The sequence below is a fragment of the Kribbella sp. NPDC051718 genome (assembly GCF_040681515.1).
Classification (GTDB): domain Bacteria; phylum Actinomycetota; class Actinomycetes; order Propionibacteriales; family Kribbellaceae; genus Kribbella.
Window position 1 is genome coordinate 569,342 of sequence record NZ_JBFAYZ010000001.1, and the last position, 16,158, is coordinate 585,499.

18 protein-coding genes and 1 pseudogene are annotated in these 16,158 nt (G+C 67.2%); 2 read left to right on the forward strand and 17 right to left on the reverse strand.

Translation table 11 applies throughout. The features are described 5' to 3' along the window. The 16 genes and pseudogenes from rplN to rpsL form a co-directional block, all read right to left on the reverse strand. Entirely contained in the window at nucleotides 1–369 is a 369-nt protein-coding gene (gene rplN / locus AB0M15_RS02770; RefSeq protein ID WP_020388099.1) for a 50S ribosomal protein L14, read from the reverse strand. A gap of 91 nt (nucleotides 370–460) precedes the next feature. Continuing rightward, nucleotides 461–763, reverse strand: a complete 303-nt coding sequence (gene rpsQ, locus AB0M15_RS02775; RefSeq protein ID WP_328329406.1) for a 30S ribosomal protein S17 — start codon at nucleotides 761–763, stop codon at nucleotides 461–463. Beyond that, entirely contained in the window at nucleotides 760–1,056 is a 297-nt protein-coding gene (gene rpmC / locus AB0M15_RS02780; protein WP_363813228.1) for a 50S ribosomal protein L29, read from the reverse strand. The genes rpsQ and rpmC overlap by 4 nt, the downstream gene beginning before the upstream one ends. After that, nucleotides 1,056–1,475 carry a 50S ribosomal protein L16 gene (gene rplP, locus AB0M15_RS02785; protein WP_343976427.1) on the reverse strand — a complete coding sequence of 140 codons (420 nt, stop codon included), beginning with the start codon at nucleotides 1,473–1,475 and terminating at the stop codon, nucleotides 1,056–1,058. The genes rpmC and rplP overlap by 1 nt, the downstream gene beginning before the upstream one ends. 3 nt (nucleotides 1,476–1,478) lie before the next feature. Next, nucleotides 1,479–2,327: a 30S ribosomal protein S3 gene (gene rpsC, locus AB0M15_RS02790; RefSeq protein ID WP_343976424.1), complete on the reverse strand. Its 849-nt coding sequence runs from the start codon at nucleotides 2,325–2,327 to the stop codon at nucleotides 1,479–1,481. Between the two features lie 158 nt (nucleotides 2,328–2,485). Beyond that, nucleotides 2,486–2,872: pseudogene (gene rplV / locus AB0M15_RS02795) on the reverse strand (50S ribosomal protein L22); the annotation flags it as partial. Between the two features lie 49 nt (nucleotides 2,873–2,921). Next, a complete protein-coding gene (rpsS, locus tag AB0M15_RS02800) occupies nucleotides 2,922–3,203 on the reverse strand; it encodes a 30S ribosomal protein S19 (RefSeq protein ID WP_020388105.1) in 282 nt (93 codons plus the stop codon). Nucleotides 3,204–3,218: 15 nt separating this feature from the next. Further along, entirely contained in the window at nucleotides 3,219–4,052 is an 834-nt protein-coding gene (gene rplB, locus AB0M15_RS02805; protein WP_363813231.1) for a 50S ribosomal protein L2, read from the reverse strand. Beyond that, nucleotides 4,052–4,357 carry a 50S ribosomal protein L23 gene (gene rplW / locus AB0M15_RS02810; RefSeq protein WP_112243217.1) on the reverse strand — a complete coding sequence of 102 codons (306 nt, stop codon included), beginning with the start codon at nucleotides 4,355–4,357 and terminating at the stop codon, nucleotides 4,052–4,054. Before rplW ends, rplB begins: the two co-directional genes overlap by 1 nt. Then, nucleotides 4,354–5,049: a 50S ribosomal protein L4 gene (rplD, locus tag AB0M15_RS02815; RefSeq protein WP_328329416.1), complete on the reverse strand. Its 696-nt coding sequence runs from the start codon at nucleotides 5,047–5,049 to the stop codon at nucleotides 4,354–4,356. Before rplD ends, rplW begins: the two co-directional genes overlap by 4 nt. Further along, nucleotides 5,046–5,702: a 50S ribosomal protein L3 gene (gene rplC / locus AB0M15_RS02820; protein ID WP_363813234.1), complete on the reverse strand. Its 657-nt coding sequence runs from the start codon at nucleotides 5,700–5,702 to the stop codon at nucleotides 5,046–5,048. Before rplC ends, rplD begins: the two co-directional genes overlap by 4 nt. 16 nt (nucleotides 5,703–5,718) lie before the next feature. Next, the gene (rpsJ, locus tag AB0M15_RS02825) at nucleotides 5,719–6,027 is read right to left on the reverse strand and encodes a 30S ribosomal protein S10 (protein ID WP_343976410.1); all 309 of its coding nucleotides are present in this window, start codon (nucleotides 6,025–6,027) and stop codon (nucleotides 5,719–5,721) included. A 379-nt stretch (nucleotides 6,028–6,406) separates the two neighbouring features. After that, entirely contained in the window at nucleotides 6,407–7,600 is a 1,194-nt protein-coding gene (tuf, locus tag AB0M15_RS02830) for an elongation factor Tu (protein WP_343976407.1), read from the reverse strand. Between the two features lie 72 nt (nucleotides 7,601–7,672). Continuing rightward, nucleotides 7,673–9,784, reverse strand: coding sequence for an elongation factor G (gene fusA / locus AB0M15_RS02835; protein ID WP_363813236.1), 2,112 nt, complete (start codon nucleotides 9,782–9,784; stop codon nucleotides 7,673–7,675). A 71-nt stretch (nucleotides 9,785–9,855) separates the two neighbouring features. Further along, complete coding sequence (gene rpsG / locus AB0M15_RS02840; protein ID WP_328329424.1) at nucleotides 9,856–10,326, reverse strand: 30S ribosomal protein S7; 471 nt, start codon at nucleotides 10,324–10,326, stop codon at nucleotides 9,856–9,858. Next, the gene (rpsL, locus tag AB0M15_RS02845; protein WP_012923692.1) at nucleotides 10,326–10,700 is read right to left on the reverse strand and encodes a 30S ribosomal protein S12; all 375 of its coding nucleotides are present in this window, start codon (nucleotides 10,698–10,700) and stop codon (nucleotides 10,326–10,328) included. Before rpsL ends, rpsG begins: the two co-directional genes overlap by 1 nt. Nucleotides 10,701–11,247: 547 nt before the next feature. Here rpsL and AB0M15_RS02850 point away from each other — a divergent pair. After that, nucleotides 11,248–12,981, forward strand: coding sequence for a DUF1800 domain-containing protein (locus tag AB0M15_RS02850; RefSeq protein WP_363813239.1), 1,734 nt, complete (start codon nucleotides 11,248–11,250; stop codon nucleotides 12,979–12,981). A gap of 14 nt (nucleotides 12,982–12,995) precedes the next feature. Then, the gene (locus tag AB0M15_RS02855; protein ID WP_363813241.1) at nucleotides 12,996–14,351 is read left to right on the forward strand and encodes a DUF1501 domain-containing protein; all 1,356 of its coding nucleotides are present in this window, start codon (nucleotides 12,996–12,998) and stop codon (nucleotides 14,349–14,351) included. A 65-nt stretch (nucleotides 14,352–14,416) separates the two neighbouring features. Here the strand turns inward: AB0M15_RS02855 and AB0M15_RS02860 are convergent, their stop codons facing one another. Next, on the reverse strand, nucleotides 14,417–15,937 hold the full coding sequence (locus AB0M15_RS02860; RefSeq protein WP_363813243.1) for a nuclear transport factor 2 family protein: 1,521 nt from the start codon (nucleotides 15,935–15,937) through the stop codon (nucleotides 14,417–14,419). Nucleotides 15,938–16,158 lie beyond the last annotated feature (221 nt).

Here is a 16,158-nt window from a genome sequence, read left to right on the forward strand (position 1 = left end):
TCAGAGCACCTCCGGAGCAAGCGAGATGATCTTCATGAACTTCTTCTCGCGCAGCTCCCGGCCGACCGGCCCGAAGATGCGGGTGCCGCGCGGCTCACCGTCGGCCTTGAGGATCACGGCGGCGTTCTCGTCGAACCGGATGTAGGAGCCGTCCGGACGCCGGCGCTCCTTCACGGTGCGCACGATGACAGCCTTGACGACGTCGCCCTTCTTGACGCCGCCGCCCGGGATCGCGTCCTTGACGGTGGCGACGATCGTGTCACCGACACCGGCGTAGCGCCGACCGGAGCCACCGAGAACGCGGATGCACAAGATCTCCTTGGCACCCGTGTTGTCGGCGACCTTCAGTCGCGACTCCTGCTGGATCATCTGTTGATCTCCTGGTTGTCTCGCTGGTTCTCACGCTCGGTGAGCCTTGCGGAACGAATGATTTCGATTGGGTACTGCGAGGCGTCGTTGGTCACTTCGCCTTTTCGAGGATCTCCACGATCCGCCAGCGCTTGGTCGCCGACAGCGGCCGGGTCTCCATCAGGAGGACCCGGTCGCCGATCCCGGCGGCGTTCTGCTCGTCGTGGGCCTTGAGCTTGCTGGTACGACGGATGACCTTGCCGTACAGCTTGTGCTTGACCCGGTCCTCGACCTCGACGGTGACGGTCTTGTCCATCTTGTCGCTCAGCACCAGCCCGACCCTGGTCTTGCGGGCGCTGCGCTTCGTGTCGGGGGTCGTGCTCACGGTCTCGTCCTTCGCTGCGTTCTCGGTCATGCCTTGCTCCCAGCCTTCTCGCTGTCGTCCGCGGTCTCGTCAGCGGTGTCGTCGGAGGCCGCGGCCACCGGTGCTGAGTCGACCTCTTCGGTGATGCCGAGCGCACGCTCGGTCAGCACCGTGTAGATGCGGGCGATGTCCTTGCGGACGGCGCGCAGCCGGCCGTGGGACTCCAGCTGACCCGTGGCAGCCTGGAACCGGAGGTTGAACAGCTCCTCCTTGGCGTTACCGAGCTTCTCCAGAAGCTCGTCCTTTCCCAGGTTCCGCAGTTCGGCGGCGGTCAGGGTAGCCATCAGTTCTCACCTGCCTCTCGGGTGATGAAGCGGCACTTCATCGGCAACTTGTGAATCGCGCGGCGCATGGCCTCGCGAGCGATGTCCTCGGGAACACCGGACAGCTCGAACAGCACGCGTCCGGTCTTGACGTTCGCGATCCACCACTCGGGCGAACCCTTACCGGAACCCATCCGGGTCTCGGCCGGCTTCTTGGTCAGCGGGCGGTCCGGGTAGATGTTGATCCAGACCTTTCCGCCACGCTTGATGTGCCGGGTCATCGCGATACGAGCGGACTCGATCTGCCGGTTGGTGACGTAATGGTTCTCCAGCGCCTGGATACCGAAGTCACCGAACGCCAGCGTCGTGCCGCCCTTGGCAGCGCCGGAGCGCTTCGGGTGGTGCTGCTTGCGGTGCTTGACCTTACGGGGGATGAGCACGGTTCAGCTCTCCGTTCCGGTCGTCTCGGCCGGCTTGTCGGCAGCCGGAGCCGCCTCGGCCTTCGGAGCCTCGTTGCGGGGGGCGCCACCATCGCGACGGCCACCACGGTCGCCACCACGGCCACCGCGATCACCGCGGTCGCCACCGCCACCGTCACGGCGGGCCGGACGGCCACGCTGCTGGGTCGCGGCGCGGGCAGCTGCCTGAGCCTCGCGCTCGGCGCGGGTGCCGGCCAGGTCGCCCTTGTAGATCCAGACCTTCACGCCGATCCGGCCGAAGGTCGTACGGGCCTCGTAGAAGCCGTAGTCGATGTCCGCGCGCAGGGTGTGCAGCGGCACACGGCCTTCGCGGTAGAACTCCGACCGGGACATCTCGGCGCCACCAAGACGACCGGAGCACTGGATCCGGATGCCCAGGGCGCCGCCACGCATGGTGGTCTGCATCGCCTTGCGCATCGCGCGGCGGAACGCCACGCGGCCGGACAGCTGCTCGGCCACACCCTGGGCGACGAGCTGGGCGTCGACCTCGGCGTTCTTGACCTCGAGGATGTTCAGCTGCACCTGCTTGCCGGTGAGCTCCTCGAGGCTGCCCCGGATCCGGTCCGCCTCGGCGCCGCGGCGACCGATCACGATGCCCGGACGCGCGGTGTGGATGTCGACCCGAACCCGGTCACGGGTGCGCTCGATCTCCACGCGGGAGATGCCGGCGCGCTCCATGCCCTTGCTCAGCAGGCGACGGATCTTGACGTCCTCGCCCACGTAGTCCTTGTAGAGCTTGTCGGCGTACCAACGGCTCTTGTGGTCCGTGCTGATGCCGAGTCGGAACCCGTGCGGGTTAACCTTCTGGCCCACTATCGGGTCTCCTTCTTCTCAGCCTTTTTGGCGGTCGCCTTCTTGGCCGGCGCCTTCTTGGCAGTGGCCTTCTTGGCCGGCGCCTTCTTGGCGTCGTCAGTCTTGGCGTCGGCCTTCTTGGCTTCGGCCTTCTTGACCGGCGGCGCGATCTCGACCTTCGGGCCGACCACGACGGTGATGTGGCTGGTCCGCTTGTCGATCCGGGTGGCCCGGCCCTGTGCACGCGGGCGGTGACGCTTCAGCGTCGGTCCCTCGTCCACGAAGGCCTTCACCACGACCAGGTCGGCCCGGCTCAGGTGCTCGGTGCCCTCGGCGTTCGCCGCGGCGCTGTCGACGACCTTGTACACGGTCGCGGCAGCGGCCTGCGGGGCGAACTTCAGAGTGGCGAGTGCATCGTCGATGCCCATGCCGCGCACCAGGTCGACCACGCGGCGCGCCTTCATAGGCGTCACGCGGACGAAGCGCGCGACCGCGAAGGCCCCGGGCTCCTCGCCCAGCAGGCTCTCGCGACGGGCACTGACGGCCCTACGCTCTTGAACGCTCATGATGTTCGAATCTCTCCGTAGGTTGCTTGCGCGTAATCACTGACCGGGGTCAGCGACGCCGTGCCTTGCGGTCGTCCTTCTCGTGACCCTTGAACGTCCGGGTCGGTGCGAACTCGCCGAGCTTGTGCCCGACCATCGCGTCCGTGACGAACACCGGGACGTGCTTGCGGCCGTCGTGCACCGCGAGCGTGTGGCCGATCATGTCCGGAATGATCATGGATCGGCGCGACCAGGTCTTGATCACGTTCTTGGTGCCCTTTTCGTTCTGCACCTCCACCTTCTTGAGCAGGTGGTGGTCGACGAACGGGCCCTTCTTCAGGCTGCGTGGCATTCTGTCCGGCTCCTATCAGCGCTTCTTGCCGGCCTTGCGGCGCCGGACGATCATGCGGTCGCTTTCCTTGCGGCCGCGGGTGCGGCCCTCAGGCTGGCCCCAAGGTGACACCGGGTGACGTCCACCGGACGTCTTACCCTCACCACCACCGTGCGGGTGGTCCACCGGGTTCATGGCGACACCGCGGACGGTCGGGCGCTTGCCCTTCCAGCGCATCCGGCCGGCCTTGCCCCAGTTGATGTTCGACTGCTCGCCGTTGCCGACCTCACCGAGGGTGGCGCGGCAGCGCACGTCGACCATCCGGACCTCGCCGGACGGCATCCGCAGGGTGGCCATCCGGCCCTCCTTGGCGACCAACTGAACGCTGGCGCCGGCGGAGCGGGCCATCTTGGCGCCACCACCGGGACGAAGCTCGACGGCGTGCACCGTGGAGCCGACCGGGATGTTGCGCAGCGGCAGGTTGTTGCCCACCTTGATGTCGGCCGCGGGGCCGTTCTCCACGATGGTGCCCTGCTCCAGCTTGGCCGGGGCGAGGATGTAGCGCTTCTCGCCGTCGACGTAGTGCAGCAGTGCGATCCGCGCGGTGCGGTTCGGGTCGTACTCGATCTCGGCAACCTTCGCCGGGACGCCGTCCTTGTCGTACCGCTTGAAGTCGATCAGGCGGTACGCCCGCTTGTGACCGCCACCGTGGTGCCGGGTGGTGATCTTGCCGGAGCTGTTCCGGCCGCCCTTCTTGGGCAGCGGACGCAGCAGCGACTTCTCGGGGGTCGAACGGGTGAGCTCGACGAAGTCGGCCACGCTCGAGCCACGACGGCCCGGCGTTGTCGGCTTGTATTTGCGGATACCCATTACGACTGGCCTCCGAAGATGTCGATGCGGTCGTCGCCGGCAAGGCTGACGATCGCTCGCTTGGTGTCAGGACGCTTGCCCCAGCCCGTACGGGTACGGCGGCGCTTGCCCTTCCGGTTGATCGTGTTGACGCTGGTCACGCGGACCTTGAACACCTTCTGGACCGCGAGCTTGATCTCGGTCTTGTTGGCGTCCGGGGCGACCTCGAACGTGTACTTCTGCTCGTCCAGCAGGCCGTAGCTCTTCTCGCTCACGACCGGCCGCAGCAGCACGTCCCTCGGGTCCTTGTTGACTCCGTGGCTCATGCTTCTACCTCCTGCTCGGCTTCGGTCGACGTTGCGACAGCCTTGACGGACTTGCCCTTCGGCGTACCGGCGACGAAGGTCTCCAGCGACTTGCTGGTGAAGATGATCGCGTCGTTGCACAGCACGTCGTACGCGTTCAGCTGGTCGGCCGCGATCAGGTGCACGGTCGGCACGTTGCGCAGGCTGAGCAGCGACACGTCGTCGTCACGCTCGACGACCACCAGCACCTTGAGGAACTCGGTCACCTCGGCGAGGACGGCCTTGGCGGCCTTCGTCGAGGGCACGTCGCCGTCGACGAACTGGTCGACCACGTGCACGCGGCCTTCACGGGCCCGGTCCGAGAGCGCTCCGCGCAGGGCGGCGGCGATCATCTTCTTCGGGGTCCGCTGGCTGTAGTCACGCGGCGTGGGGCCGTGGACGACGCCACCACCGGTGAACTGCGGCGCGCGGGTCGAGCCCTGACGGGCGCGGCCGGTGCCCTTCTGGCGGTACGGCTTGGCGCCACCACCGGACACCTCGCCACGGCGCTTGACCTTGTGGGTGCCCTGACGGGCGGCGGCCAGCTGGGCCACGACGACCTGGTGGATCAACGGGATGTTGACCTGGACGTCGAACAGCTCGGCGGGGAGCTCCGCGGAGCCCTTCTTGCTGACCTTGTCGCCCTTCACGACGACGACGTCAACGGTGCTCATTTGGTAGCTCCCTTCGCGGCGTTGCGGATCAGCACGAGGCCGCCCTTGGGGCCGGGAACGGCACCCTTGAGCAGGACCAGGCCGCGCTCGACGTCGATCGCGTGGACCGTGATGTTCTGCGTGGTGACCTGCTCGTTGCCCATCCGGCCGGCCATCCGCATGCCCTTGAAGACGCGACCGGGGGTCGCGCAGCCGCCGATGGAACCCGGCGAGCGGTGCTTCTTGTGCACACCGTGGGTGGCGCGCAGGCCGTGGAAGCCGTGTCGCTTCATGACACCGGCGAAGCCCTTGCCCTTGCTGGTGGCGGAGACATCGACGATCTCGCCGGCGGCGAACGCCTCGGCCTTGATCTCCTGGCCGAGCGTGTACTCGCTGGCGTCAGCGGTGCGCAGCTCGAGCAGGTGGCGGCGAGGAGTCACGCCGGCCTTCTCGAAGTGGCCGCGCATCGGCGAGGTCACCTTGCGGGGGTCGATGTCGCCGAACGCGATCTGCACGCCGTCGTAGCCGTGGCTGGCCGAGGTACGAACCTCGGTCACCACGCACGGGCCGGCCTGGATCACGGTGACGGGGACGACTCGGTTGTTCTCGTCCCAGGTCTGGGTCATGCCGAGCTTGGTGCCCAGCAGACCGCGCGTGTTCTTCTGCTTGCTCATAGGTATTCGCGTTCCCTCAGAGCTTGATCTCGATGTCGACACCGGCCGGCAGGTCGAGACGCATCAGCGAGTCGACGGTCTTCGGCGTGGGGTCGATGATGTCGATGAGCCGCTTGTGGGTGCGCATCTCGAAGTGCTCGCGGCTGTCCTTGTACTTGTGCGGCGAGCGGATGACGCAGAACACGTTCTTTTCCGTCGGCAACGGCACCGGGCCAGCAACCTTCGCACCAGTACGCGTCACCGTCTCGACGATCTTGCGCGCCGAACTGTCGATGACCTCGTGGTCGTAGGCCTTCAGCCGGATGCGGATCTTCTGTCCCGCCATCGCTTCGCTACGTCCTTCTCTTTGTCTTCGTCTTTGTCGCTCCGACCCCCGCGGTCGGGTGTGTCGCGGACGCGGCACGCGCGTCACCACACACTTTCGACCCTGGGATGGAGATCGGGGCCCGGTCTCGGACCGGCACCTCGGCATGGTCTCCGGTCCGGCGCACCAGCCAGAAAACCTCTCTGGGGCGCGCCCCGGCAACCTCGCCTGAGCAACCTGAATATTGTGCCAGAGATCGGCATCGGAATGCCAATCGAGGTGGCTCCAGGCAGGGATCCGGGACCGTTCCGGGGTCACCGACCCCGACTTGCCCCGCGATCCTGCCTAAAGCAGAGATCCGCGAGGGCTCAACCAGCGAGCCCTCGCGGACCTCATGAAATCACTTGAGGATCTTGGTGACCCGGCCGGCGCCGACGGTACGGCCACCTTCCCGGATCGCGAACTTCAGGCCCTCTTCCATGGCGATCGGCTGGATCAGCTCGACCGACATGTCGGTGTTGTCGCCCGGCATGACCATCTCGGTGCCCTCGGGCAGCGTGACGACGCCGGTGACGTCCGTGGTGCGGAAGTAGAACTGGGGCCGGTAGTTCTGGAAGAACGGCGTGTGACGGCCGCCCTCCTCCTTCGACAGGATGTAGACCGACGCGTCGAAGTTGGTGTGCGGGGTCGTGGTGCCCGGCTTGATGACGACCATGCCGCGCTCCACGTCTTCGCGCTTGGTGCCACGAAGCAGCAGACCGACGTTCTCGCCGGCCTCGCCGGTGTCGAGCAGCTTGCGGAACATCTCGATGCCGGTGACCGTGGAGGTCTGCTTCTCCGGCCGGATGCCGATCAGGTCGACGGTCTCGTTGACCTTGATCACACCGCGCTCGATCCGGCCGGTGATGACGGTGCCGCGACCCGTGATGGTGAAGACGTCCTCCACCGGCATCAGGAACGGCTTGTCGATCTCGCGAACCGGCTGCGGGATGTAGGAGTCGACCGCATCCATCAGCTTCAGGATCGACTCACCCCACTTCTCGTCACCCTGCAGGGCCGGGTGGGCGGCAACGTGCACGACCGGCGCGTTGTCACCGTCGAACTCCTGCTCGGAGAGCAGCTCGCGAACCTCGAGCTCGACGAGCTCCAGGATCTCCTCGTCGTCGACCATGTCGCACTTGTTCAGCGCGACGACCATCGCCGGCACGCCGACCTGACGGGCGAGCAGCACGTGCTCACGCGTCTGCGGCATCGGGCCGTCGGTGGCGGCGACGACCAGGATCGCACCGTCCATCTGGGCCGCACCGGTGATCATGTTCTTGATGTAGTCCGCGTGACCCGGGCAGTCGACGTGTGCGTAGTGCCGGGCCTCGGTCTGGTACTCGACGTGCGCGATGGAGATGGTGATACCGCGCTGACGCTCTTCCGGCGCCTTGTCGATCTGATCGAAGGCCGACGCCTCGTTCAGGGTCGGGTACTTGTCGTGCAGCACCTTGGTGATCGCCGCGGTAAGAGTGGTCTTACCGTGGTCGATGTGACCGATGGTGCCGATGTTGACGTGCGGCTTAGTCCGCTCGAACTTCGCCTTAGCCACTGGGGCCCTCCTGGGAAATGTTGACTTACGCCGTACGCCGACGCGCTGTGGGTTGGTTGGTCCGGGGCGAGATTACTCGCCGCGGGCCTTCTTGATGATCTCTTCCGCCACGTTCTTCGGAACCTCGGCGTAGGAATCGAACTGCATCGAGTACGACGCGCGACCCTGGGTCTTCGACCGCAGGTCACCGACATACCCGAACATCTCGGACAGCGGCACCAGGGCCTTCACGGCCCGGCTGCCACCGGGGCCCTCGTCCATCGACTGGATCTGGCCACGGCGTGAGTTGAGGTCGCCGATCACTTCACCCATGTAGTCCTCGGGCGTGATGACCTCGACCGCGAACATCGGCTCCAGGATGACCGGAGTCGCCCGGCGAGCCGCGTCCTTGAACGCCATCGAACCGGCGATCTTGAAGGCCAGCTCGGACGAGTCGACGTCGTGGTAGGCGCCGTCGGTCAGGGTGACCTTGACGTCCACCATCGGGTAACCGGCCAGGACGCCGAACTCCATGGCTTCCTGCGCGCCCTCGTCCACCGACGGGATGTACTCCCGGGGGATGCGGCCACCGGTGACGGCGTTGACGAACTCGTAACCGCCCTCGCCACCCGCCTCGACCGCGGTCGGCTCGATGGTGATGATCACACGCGCGAACTGACCCGAACCACCGGTCTGCTTCTTGTGCGTGTAGTCGACCTTCTCGACCTTCTTCTTGATGGTCTCGCGGTAGGCGACCTGGGGCTTGCCGACGTTGGCCTCGACGCGGAACTCGCGCTTCATCCGGTCGACCAGCACCTCGAGGTGCAGCTCACCCATCCCGGCGATGATCGTCTGGCCGGTGTCCTCGTCGGTCCGGACCTGGAAGGTCGGGTCCTCGTCGGCCAGGCGCTGGATCGCGACGCCGAGCTTCTCCTGGTCGGCCTTCGACTTCGGCTCGATGGCGACCGAGATGACCGGCGCCGGGAACGTCATCGACTCGAGCAGGACCGGCTTGGCCGGGTCGCACAGCGTCTCACCGGTGGTGGTGTCCTTCAGACCCATCACGGCGACGATGTGGCCGGCGCCGACCGACGCGATCTCCTCACGCTTGTTCGCGTGCATGCGGTAGATCTTGCCGATCCGCTCCTTGCGGCCCTTGGTCGGGTTCAGCACCTGGGTGCCGGTCTCGAGCTTGCCCGAGTAGACCCGGATGAAGGTCAGCTTGCCCAGGTGCGGGTCGGCCGCGATCTTGAAGGCCAGCGCCGAGAAGGGCTCGGAGTCGTCCGGCTTGCGCAGCACGACCTCGCTGCCGTCCTTGATGTCGTGACCCTCGATGTCGGGGACGTCGAGCGGGCTCGGCAGGAAGGCGTTGATCGCGTCGAGCAGGGGCTGGACGCCCTTGTTCTTGAACGCGGTACCGGTCAGCACGGGGGTCAGCTTGGAGGCGATCGTGGCGCGGCGGATGCCGGCCATGACCTGCTCCTGGGTCGGCTCTTCGCCTTCCAGGTACATCTCCATGATCTCGTCGTCGGCCTCGGCCAGGGTTTCGATCAGCTTGTCGTGCCACTCCGCGGCGAGCTCGGTGTGGGTGGCCGGGATCTCCTCGACGGTGTAGTCCTCACCCATCGTGGTCTCGCCGCGCCAGGTCAGCGCGCGCATCCCGATCAGGTCGACGACGCCGATGAAGTCGGACTCGGCGCCGATCGGCAGCTGCAGCACCAGCGGCGTCGCGGCCAGCCGGTCGACGATCATGTCGACGCAGCGCATGAACTCGGCGCCGGTGCGGTCCAGCTTGTTGACGAAGCAGATCCGCGGTACGCCGTACCGGTCCGCCTGGCGCCACACGGTCTCGGACTGCGGCTCGACACCGGCGACACCGTCGAAGACCGCGACGGCGCCGTCGAGGACGCGCAACGAGCGCTCGACCTCGACGGTGAAGTCGACGTGCCCGGGGGTGTCGATGATGTTGATGGTGTGGTCTTTCCAGGTGCAGGTCGTCGCGGCGGACGTGATGGTGATGCCGCGCTCCTGCTCCTGCTCCATCCAGTCCATCGTGGCGGCGCCGTCGTGGACCTCACCGATCTTGTACGTGATACCGGTGTAGAACAGGATCCGCTCGGTCGTCGTCGTCTTGCCGGCGTCGATGTGGGCCATGATGCCGATGTTGCGCACCATGCTCAGGTCGGTGGTGATTTGTACGGCCACCTCGGTGGTCTACCTCTCGCTTCTGTCTAGCTTCAAAAGAGTGAACGCGGGGGCCCGGGACGGGCCCCGGCTCACCAGCGGTAGTGGGCGAAAGCCTTGTTGGCGTCGGCCATCTTGTGCGTGTCCTCGCGGCGCTTGACCGCGGCACCCAGACCGTTCGACGCGTCCAGGATCTCGTTCATCAGGCGCTCGGACATGGTCTTCTCGCGACGGGCCCGGGAGTAGGACGTGAGCCAGCGCAGGGCGAGCGTGGTCGAGCGACCGGGCTTGACCTCGATCGGCACCTGGTAGGTGGCGCCACCGACGCGGCGGCTCTTCACCTCGATGCTGGGCTTCACGTTGTCCAGGGCGCGCTTGAGCGTGATGACCGGGTCGGTGCCCGTCTTCGTCCGGGTGCCCTCGAGGGCGGTGTAGACGATGCTCTGCGCGATCTGCTTCTTGCCGTCCACCAGGATCTTCGAGATCAACTGGGTGACGAGCGGGGAACTGTAGACCGGGTCGATGATGACCGGCCGCTTGGGTGCTGGACCCTTGCGGGGCATTAGCTCTTCTCCTTCTTCGCGCCGTACCGGCTGCGAGCCTGCTTCCGGTTCTTCACACCCTGGGTGTCGAGCGAACCGCGGATGATCTTGTACCGGACACCCGGGAGGTCCTTCACACGACCACCACGCACGAGCACGATGGAGTGCTCCTGCAGGTTGTGGCCGACGCCGGGGATGTAGGCGGTGACCTCGATGCCGCTGGTGAGGCGAACACGAGCGACCTTGCGAAGCGCCGAGTTCGGCTTCTTCGGTGTGGTCGTGTAGACGCGCGTGCACACACCACGACGCTGAGGGGAACCCTTCAGGGCCGGCGTCTTGTTCTTGGACACCTTGTCCTGGCGGCCCTTGCGGACCAACTGCTGGATGGTGGGCACCGCGTAGGTCTCTTTCTGTCGTCCGGTCGGTTGCTGCGCACCTGACCCCCGCGGTCGGGTGTGTCGCGAGGGCACGGACACGCCGGAGTCATAAACTTTCTGACTGTCGGCAGAAGTCCCGTGCCACGCGCTGACCCGAAAAGTACGAGGGGCACGCATGACGGCCCAGGATGACCCGGGCACGATCGTTAAGACTAGCGGCTGCCTCAAGCACGGTCAAAACAGAACACCGCGCTGTGCAGAGGCGCAGCCGCACTGCCAGTCTACCGGATCCCTGACGGCACTCTCGCCGCGGCCGGACCGGGCCATTCGGATTCCTTATGTCTGATCCCGGTAAACATCGCTCCGGGCCCGTTCGGGATGGCGAAAGTTGCGGCATAGTCACGCCCGTCGGGTGTAACAGCCTGATAACGGGGATCCGTCGTAACCGCCGCTCTCGCCGGGAGAAACGCACGTGGATCACGGTCCCGCCCCCTCGAACCGTCCCCGCCTCACCGCGGACGAGCAGCCGCCGCCAGGTCCGCCCGCCCCACGGACCATGTCGCCGGTGGCCCGCCGGGCGGCCATAGGTGCCGTCGCAGGCACCCTGGCCGCCGGCGGGTTGGCTGCGGAGATCCTCAGCCGGCCGGACACCCTCCGCAACCGCGTCCTGGCTTCCGCCCGTACCGGAGACCCGACCGGTACTGCGGTCGCCGCCCGCGCCCGGGTCGCCCAGCAGCCCAGCCTTGCCAGCGACGGCGAGGACCGCGACTCCAGCTTCGTCGCCGGCAAGGGCTCCAAGGCCACCGGGCAGACCGGCAAGCCCACCGAGTACGCCGGCTACGCGTCCGCCGCCAAGGCAGGCCGCGTCTCTCCCGGCCTGCTGACCGGCAAGAGCGGTCCGCTGACCGATGCCCAGGCCCGGCGGCATCTGCTCAATCGCGTGACCTTCGGGCCGCGGCCTGCCGACGTACAGGCGCTTGGCCGGCTCGGGATCGACAAGTGGCTGGCGGCTCAGTTGTCGCCGACGGCGAGGGATGCGGCGGGCGATCGGGTCTGGCGTGCTGTTCCGTTGGCGGGTGCCGATCCCGCCACCGTCCGGAGGTCGATCGATGAGTACTCGTGGGAGGCCATGTTCCACACGGGGATGGCGACGCTCGGCCGGCAGGTGTTCGGCAGCCGGCAGCTGTTCGAGGTGGTGGTGGATGTCTTCGCCAATCATCTGCACGTGGCGACGCCGTCGGACCGGGGCTGGGACGTCGCGCCGCAGTACGCGGTGTCGGTGATCAGGCGGCATGCGTTCGGGCGGTACAGCGACATGCTGCACGCGGCGATGCGGCATCCGGCGATGCTGCGGTTCCTCGACAACGACGCTTCCACTCGCGACAGCGTCAACGAGAACCTCGGTCGCGAGCTGCTCGAGCTGCACACAGTTGGAGTGTCGTCCGGCTATACAGAGACGGACGTGCGAGCCAGTGCCTATGTACTGAGCGGCCGCGGCGCCACCAAGGACGGTGTCTTCGAGTACGTCGCCGACAAGCACCGGACCGGCCGGGTGAAGGTCCTCGGCTGGTCTGCGGCCAACAGCTCGGGCAAGGGCGGTCTGGCCGTCGGCGACCGCTATCTCGACTACCTGGCCAAGCACCCGGCTACTGCGAAGACAATCGCCCGCAAGCTCGTCGTACGGTTCGTGGACGACTCTCCCCCGGCCGGGCTGGTCAACCGGCTGGCGCAGATCTACCTGCGCAACAACACGGCGATCCTGCCGATGCTGACCGCACTGTTCCGCAGCAGCGAGTTCTGGAACTCACTTGGCAGCAAGACGAAGCGGCCACTGGAAGACGTGGTGAGCAGTGCGCGAGCGCTCGACCTGCCGTTCGGACCGGCCACGCCCAAGGGCCTGGAGGCCGTCTACTGGGAGCTCAACAACCTCGGCCATGCACCGCTCGCCTGGCCGTCCCCCAACGGCTACCCGGACGTGGCGCCGGCCTGGGCGTCAGCCGGCCAGATGCTCGAGCGCTGGTCGATGCACCGCGCTATGACATACGGCTGGTTCGAGGGGATGAAGCAGGCGAAGCTGCCGGCCGCTCTGCAACCGCGGAAGGGCGATACCTACCGGGAGTGGTTCGACCGGCTCGGTGTGCAGTTGCTCGGGCAGCTGCCCGACACCCGGCAGCGGAGCGCTCTGGCGACGTTCGTCGGGGCCAAGCTCACCTCCCGGGTCGACCGGGGGCGGATGGAGTGGCAGGCGGGACATGTCGTCGCCCTGGTCCTCGACTCCCCACAGTTCCTTGCTCGTTGAAGGAGTACTGACTTATGAGAGACACACTCGCCTCGCTGCATCCCGACTGCCCGGACTGGCGACGGCTGGGTCCGACACCGGCCGATGCCGCTCTGCGGGCCGGTGCTGCAGCAGTGGTGGCCGATGCGGAGGACAGAGAGTCGCAGTGGAGCAAGGGCTTCACCCGGCGACGTCTACTCGCAGGTGGTTTGGGAGTGGGGGTCGCTGCTACTCAACTGGTGACTACCCGCGTCTCGTGGGCAGACCCCGGTGCTGCGCCGGGTGGCACGTTGATCGTGGTGTTCCTGCGCGGCGGCATGGACGGGTTGTCCGTGCTGGTGCCGGCTGATGACCCTGCGCTGCTCAAGGCTCGGCCGTCGATCGCAGTACGGGCTGCTTCGCTGCTCAATGTGCAGCGTGGGTTCGGCATGCACCCGGCGCTTGCTCCTCTGCTCCCGATGATGACGACGGGATGGCTGGCCGCAGTACCGGCTGTGTCTACTCCTGATCTGACGCGCAGCCACTTCCAGGCGCAGGACTGTCTGGAGCGTGGTGGGGCCGCTAGGTCATCTGTGCAGTCTGGGTGGCTCGACAGAGTTCTCCAGGAGCTAGGGCCCGGTACTACGTTCCGCGGGCTGGGTCTGGGCACTCGGATGAGCCGGTCGCTGCTGGGGAGCTCCAACCCGATCATGCTGAGCTCGCTGAAGGACTTCACGGTCAAGGGCATCGATGGGGTGGCACCGCAGACGCTGGCGGCGCTGAAGACGCTCTACACCGGGATAGACCATCCGCTGGGGGTGCAGGGGTTGGATGCCTTGCAGGCTTCGGCGCAGGCGCAGGGGTATGCCAAGCAGCAGGAGAAGCCGGCCAAGGAGCGTGGCTATCCGGATGGGGAGTTCGGGGCGTCGCTGGCGACGCTGGCGCAGTTGATCAAGGCCAAGGCCGGAGTACGGGTGGCGACTGTGGATCTGGGTGGCTGGGACATGCACACGGATCTCGGCACGGTCGACGGTGGCGACATGACCAACTCACTGAAGACGGTGGCGACGGCGCTTGCGGCGTTTGCTGCTGAGCTCGGGCCTGAGCTCGACAACACCACGGTGGTGACCATGAGCGAGTTCGGCCGTCGAGTGGAGCAGAACGCGAACAGCGGGACGGATCACGGGCACGGCGGGGTGGCGCTGGTGCTCGGTGGGGGCGTCAAGGGCGGGGTGCATGGGAAGTGGGAGGGGTTGGCGCCCGGCGTACTGGATCAAGGTGATGTGCCGGGCACCAATGACTATCGCGATGTGCTCTCGGAGGTCGTGATGCGACGGTTGGGGCTCAGTGAAGCCCAGGCCGGCAAGGTCTTCCCGGGGTGGAAGCCGACGCCGCTCGGCATCATGGCCTGAACAGTTCGAGCGCACTGCGTCCGGTGTGGTCGCAGTGCGCTCGAACTACTTCAGGCTTTGGTGTTTCAGCTGATGAAGCGGACCTCGGTGATCAGGCCGTCCTGTACTTGGTACAGCGCGACGGTCGGGACCTGGTCGGTGATCGTCTGCTCGACCACCCAGTCGCCGACCAGCATCCGCTGCACCAGCTCCCGCTTGCACTCGCCCGCCTCGAACTGCGGCCGGTAGTGCTCACGCAGGGAACGCCGCCCCCGCATCACCGGCCCATCAGCAAACTGCAGCAGAGCCGTAGGCGAGTACGTGGCGAGGAACGCCTCGAGATCGTGCGCCTCGAACGCAGCATGCTCCCGCCCCACCACCCGAGAAGCAACAGTCTCCTCCACCACCACGGCCGGAGCCGAGGCGGCTGCAGCCGGAGCCGATGTGCTCGCAGCCGCATCGGTGGTAGTCGCCGATGCACTCTGCTGGCTGACGGGCCCAGCAGCCTGCTCGGCTACGCCGACAGCGGCCCCACCAGCAGCCGAGCCGGCCGACACGGCAGCCGCCTCCGCCGGAGCGGCAGAAGCCGAGGTGGCAGGCGCAGCGTCGTCGCGCTGCTCGGTCACCGCGTCTGCACGTGGGCTCGGCGCCGGCACCAAGCCGGACGGCGCTGACGCCGCCCGGACGGCGCCCGGCGCGGCAGGGCCGCCTACTGCCGAGCGGCCAGGTGCGACAGCCCCGCCTGCTGCGGAGCGGGGCTGTGCAGCCGCCTCGCCTCGCGGCGTGGTTGCGCGGGTCGCGGTGGCGGCGGTTTTTGTGGGTTGAGGGGCGGGGATGGTGGTGGCTGGGATGGGGAGTTGGGTGGGTGCGGTGGGGTCTTCGCCCAGGTGGGCGATGGCCCAGTCGAGGGCCTTGGTCACCGCGGCGCGGGACTCTTCGCTGTGGTCGAGCATGTCGAAGCCGTGTTGCCCTTTCGGTACGTCGATGATGTCCAGCGCGGCGCCACCGGCGGAGACGAACTCCGCCACCGGTCGGGCGAGCTCTTCGCGCTCACGCCCGACCCGGGTCAGCAGCACCGGCAGGTCTGAATGTTTGCCGATCACTTCGGCGGCGGAAACCAGTTCGTCGACACCGGGCGGCGTGGCGAGCAGGGGATACGTCAGAGCGACGGCGCGGAGCCAGTCGGGGCGGCTGTCCAGCCACTCCCCCGCCAGCAGTCCGGCGCCGGAGAAGAACCACAGCACGACGCGGTCGGGGTCGACCTGCGGATCAGCCCGCAGGACGCCGACAGCGGCCTCTACGTCGTCCGCGGCGGTGGTCAGCTGGTCGAGTCCACGGATCAGGCTGTGGTCGACCACGACGGCCACCTGGCCGCGCAGGGCGATGGCCGCGGCATAGCCCTGGTACACCGGCCAGTCCCGCGGCGACACCTCGAGATCAGCAGGTCCGGGACCACCGTGGATCAACAGGATCGCACCGGTGCGAGCGGTCCCGGCAGGCCGGTGGAAGTCGAGCTCGCCGACCCGGTCGACCCGGTGCTCCGCACCCTGCGCGACGTCCAGCACGAACGGTTGCAGGTAGGGCGGGAGGTCCGTCATACGCGTCATCTTCGCGCATCCCGCCGACACTGGCACGCCGACCCCTCGCAACACTCCGCAGCCGGTTGACCACCCTCGGCGTGTCGCCCGGCCGGCCCGCTCCACAACCCCTGCGGGCACAACGATCTGGCCCCGTTTCCCCTTGTTGCTAAGGGCAACAAGAGCACCGGACGAGATGGAAACGCCGCGAGGGCGGCACCCCCGCAACGGGAGTGCCGCCCTCGGCAGGT

Coding starts and splice junctions, on each gene's coding strand:
- rplB (WP_363813231.1), bottom strand. CDS start 4,052: ATGGGTATCCGCAAATACAAGCCGACAACGCCGGGCCGTCGTGGCTCG.
- rplW (WP_112243217.1), bottom strand. CDS start 4,357: ATGAGCCACGGAGTCAACAAGGACCCGAGGGACGTGCTGCTGCGGCCG.
- AB0M15_RS02860 (WP_363813243.1), bottom strand. CDS start 15,937: ATGACGCGTATGACGGACCTCCCGCCCTACCTGCAACCGTTCGTGCTG.
- AB0M15_RS02855 (WP_363813241.1), top strand. CDS start 12,996: ATGAGAGACACACTCGCCTCGCTGCATCCCGACTGCCCGGACTGGCGA.
- rpmC (WP_363813228.1), bottom strand. CDS start 1,056: ATGGCTACCCTGACCGCCGCCGAACTGCGGAACCTGGGAAAGGACGAG.
- rpsG (WP_328329424.1), bottom strand. CDS start 10,326: ATGCCCCGCAAGGGTCCAGCACCCAAGCGGCCGGTCATCATCGACCCG.
- rpsS (WP_020388105.1), bottom strand. CDS start 3,203: ATGCCACGCAGCCTGAAGAAGGGCCCGTTCGTCGACCACCACCTGCTC.
- rplD (WP_328329416.1), bottom strand. CDS start 5,049: ATGAGCACCGTTGACGTCGTCGTCGTGAAGGGCGACAAGGTCAGCAAG.
- rpsJ (WP_343976410.1), bottom strand. CDS start 6,027: ATGGCGGGACAGAAGATCCGCATCCGGCTGAAGGCCTACGACCACGAG.
- rplC (WP_363813234.1), bottom strand. CDS start 5,702: ATGAGCAAGCAGAAGAACACGCGCGGTCTGCTGGGCACCAAGCTCGGC.
- rplN (WP_020388099.1), bottom strand. CDS start 369: ATGATCCAGCAGGAGTCGCGACTGAAGGTCGCCGACAACACGGGTGCC.
- rpsQ (WP_328329406.1), bottom strand. CDS start 763: ATGACCGAGAACGCAGCGAAGGACGAGACCGTGAGCACGACCCCCGAC.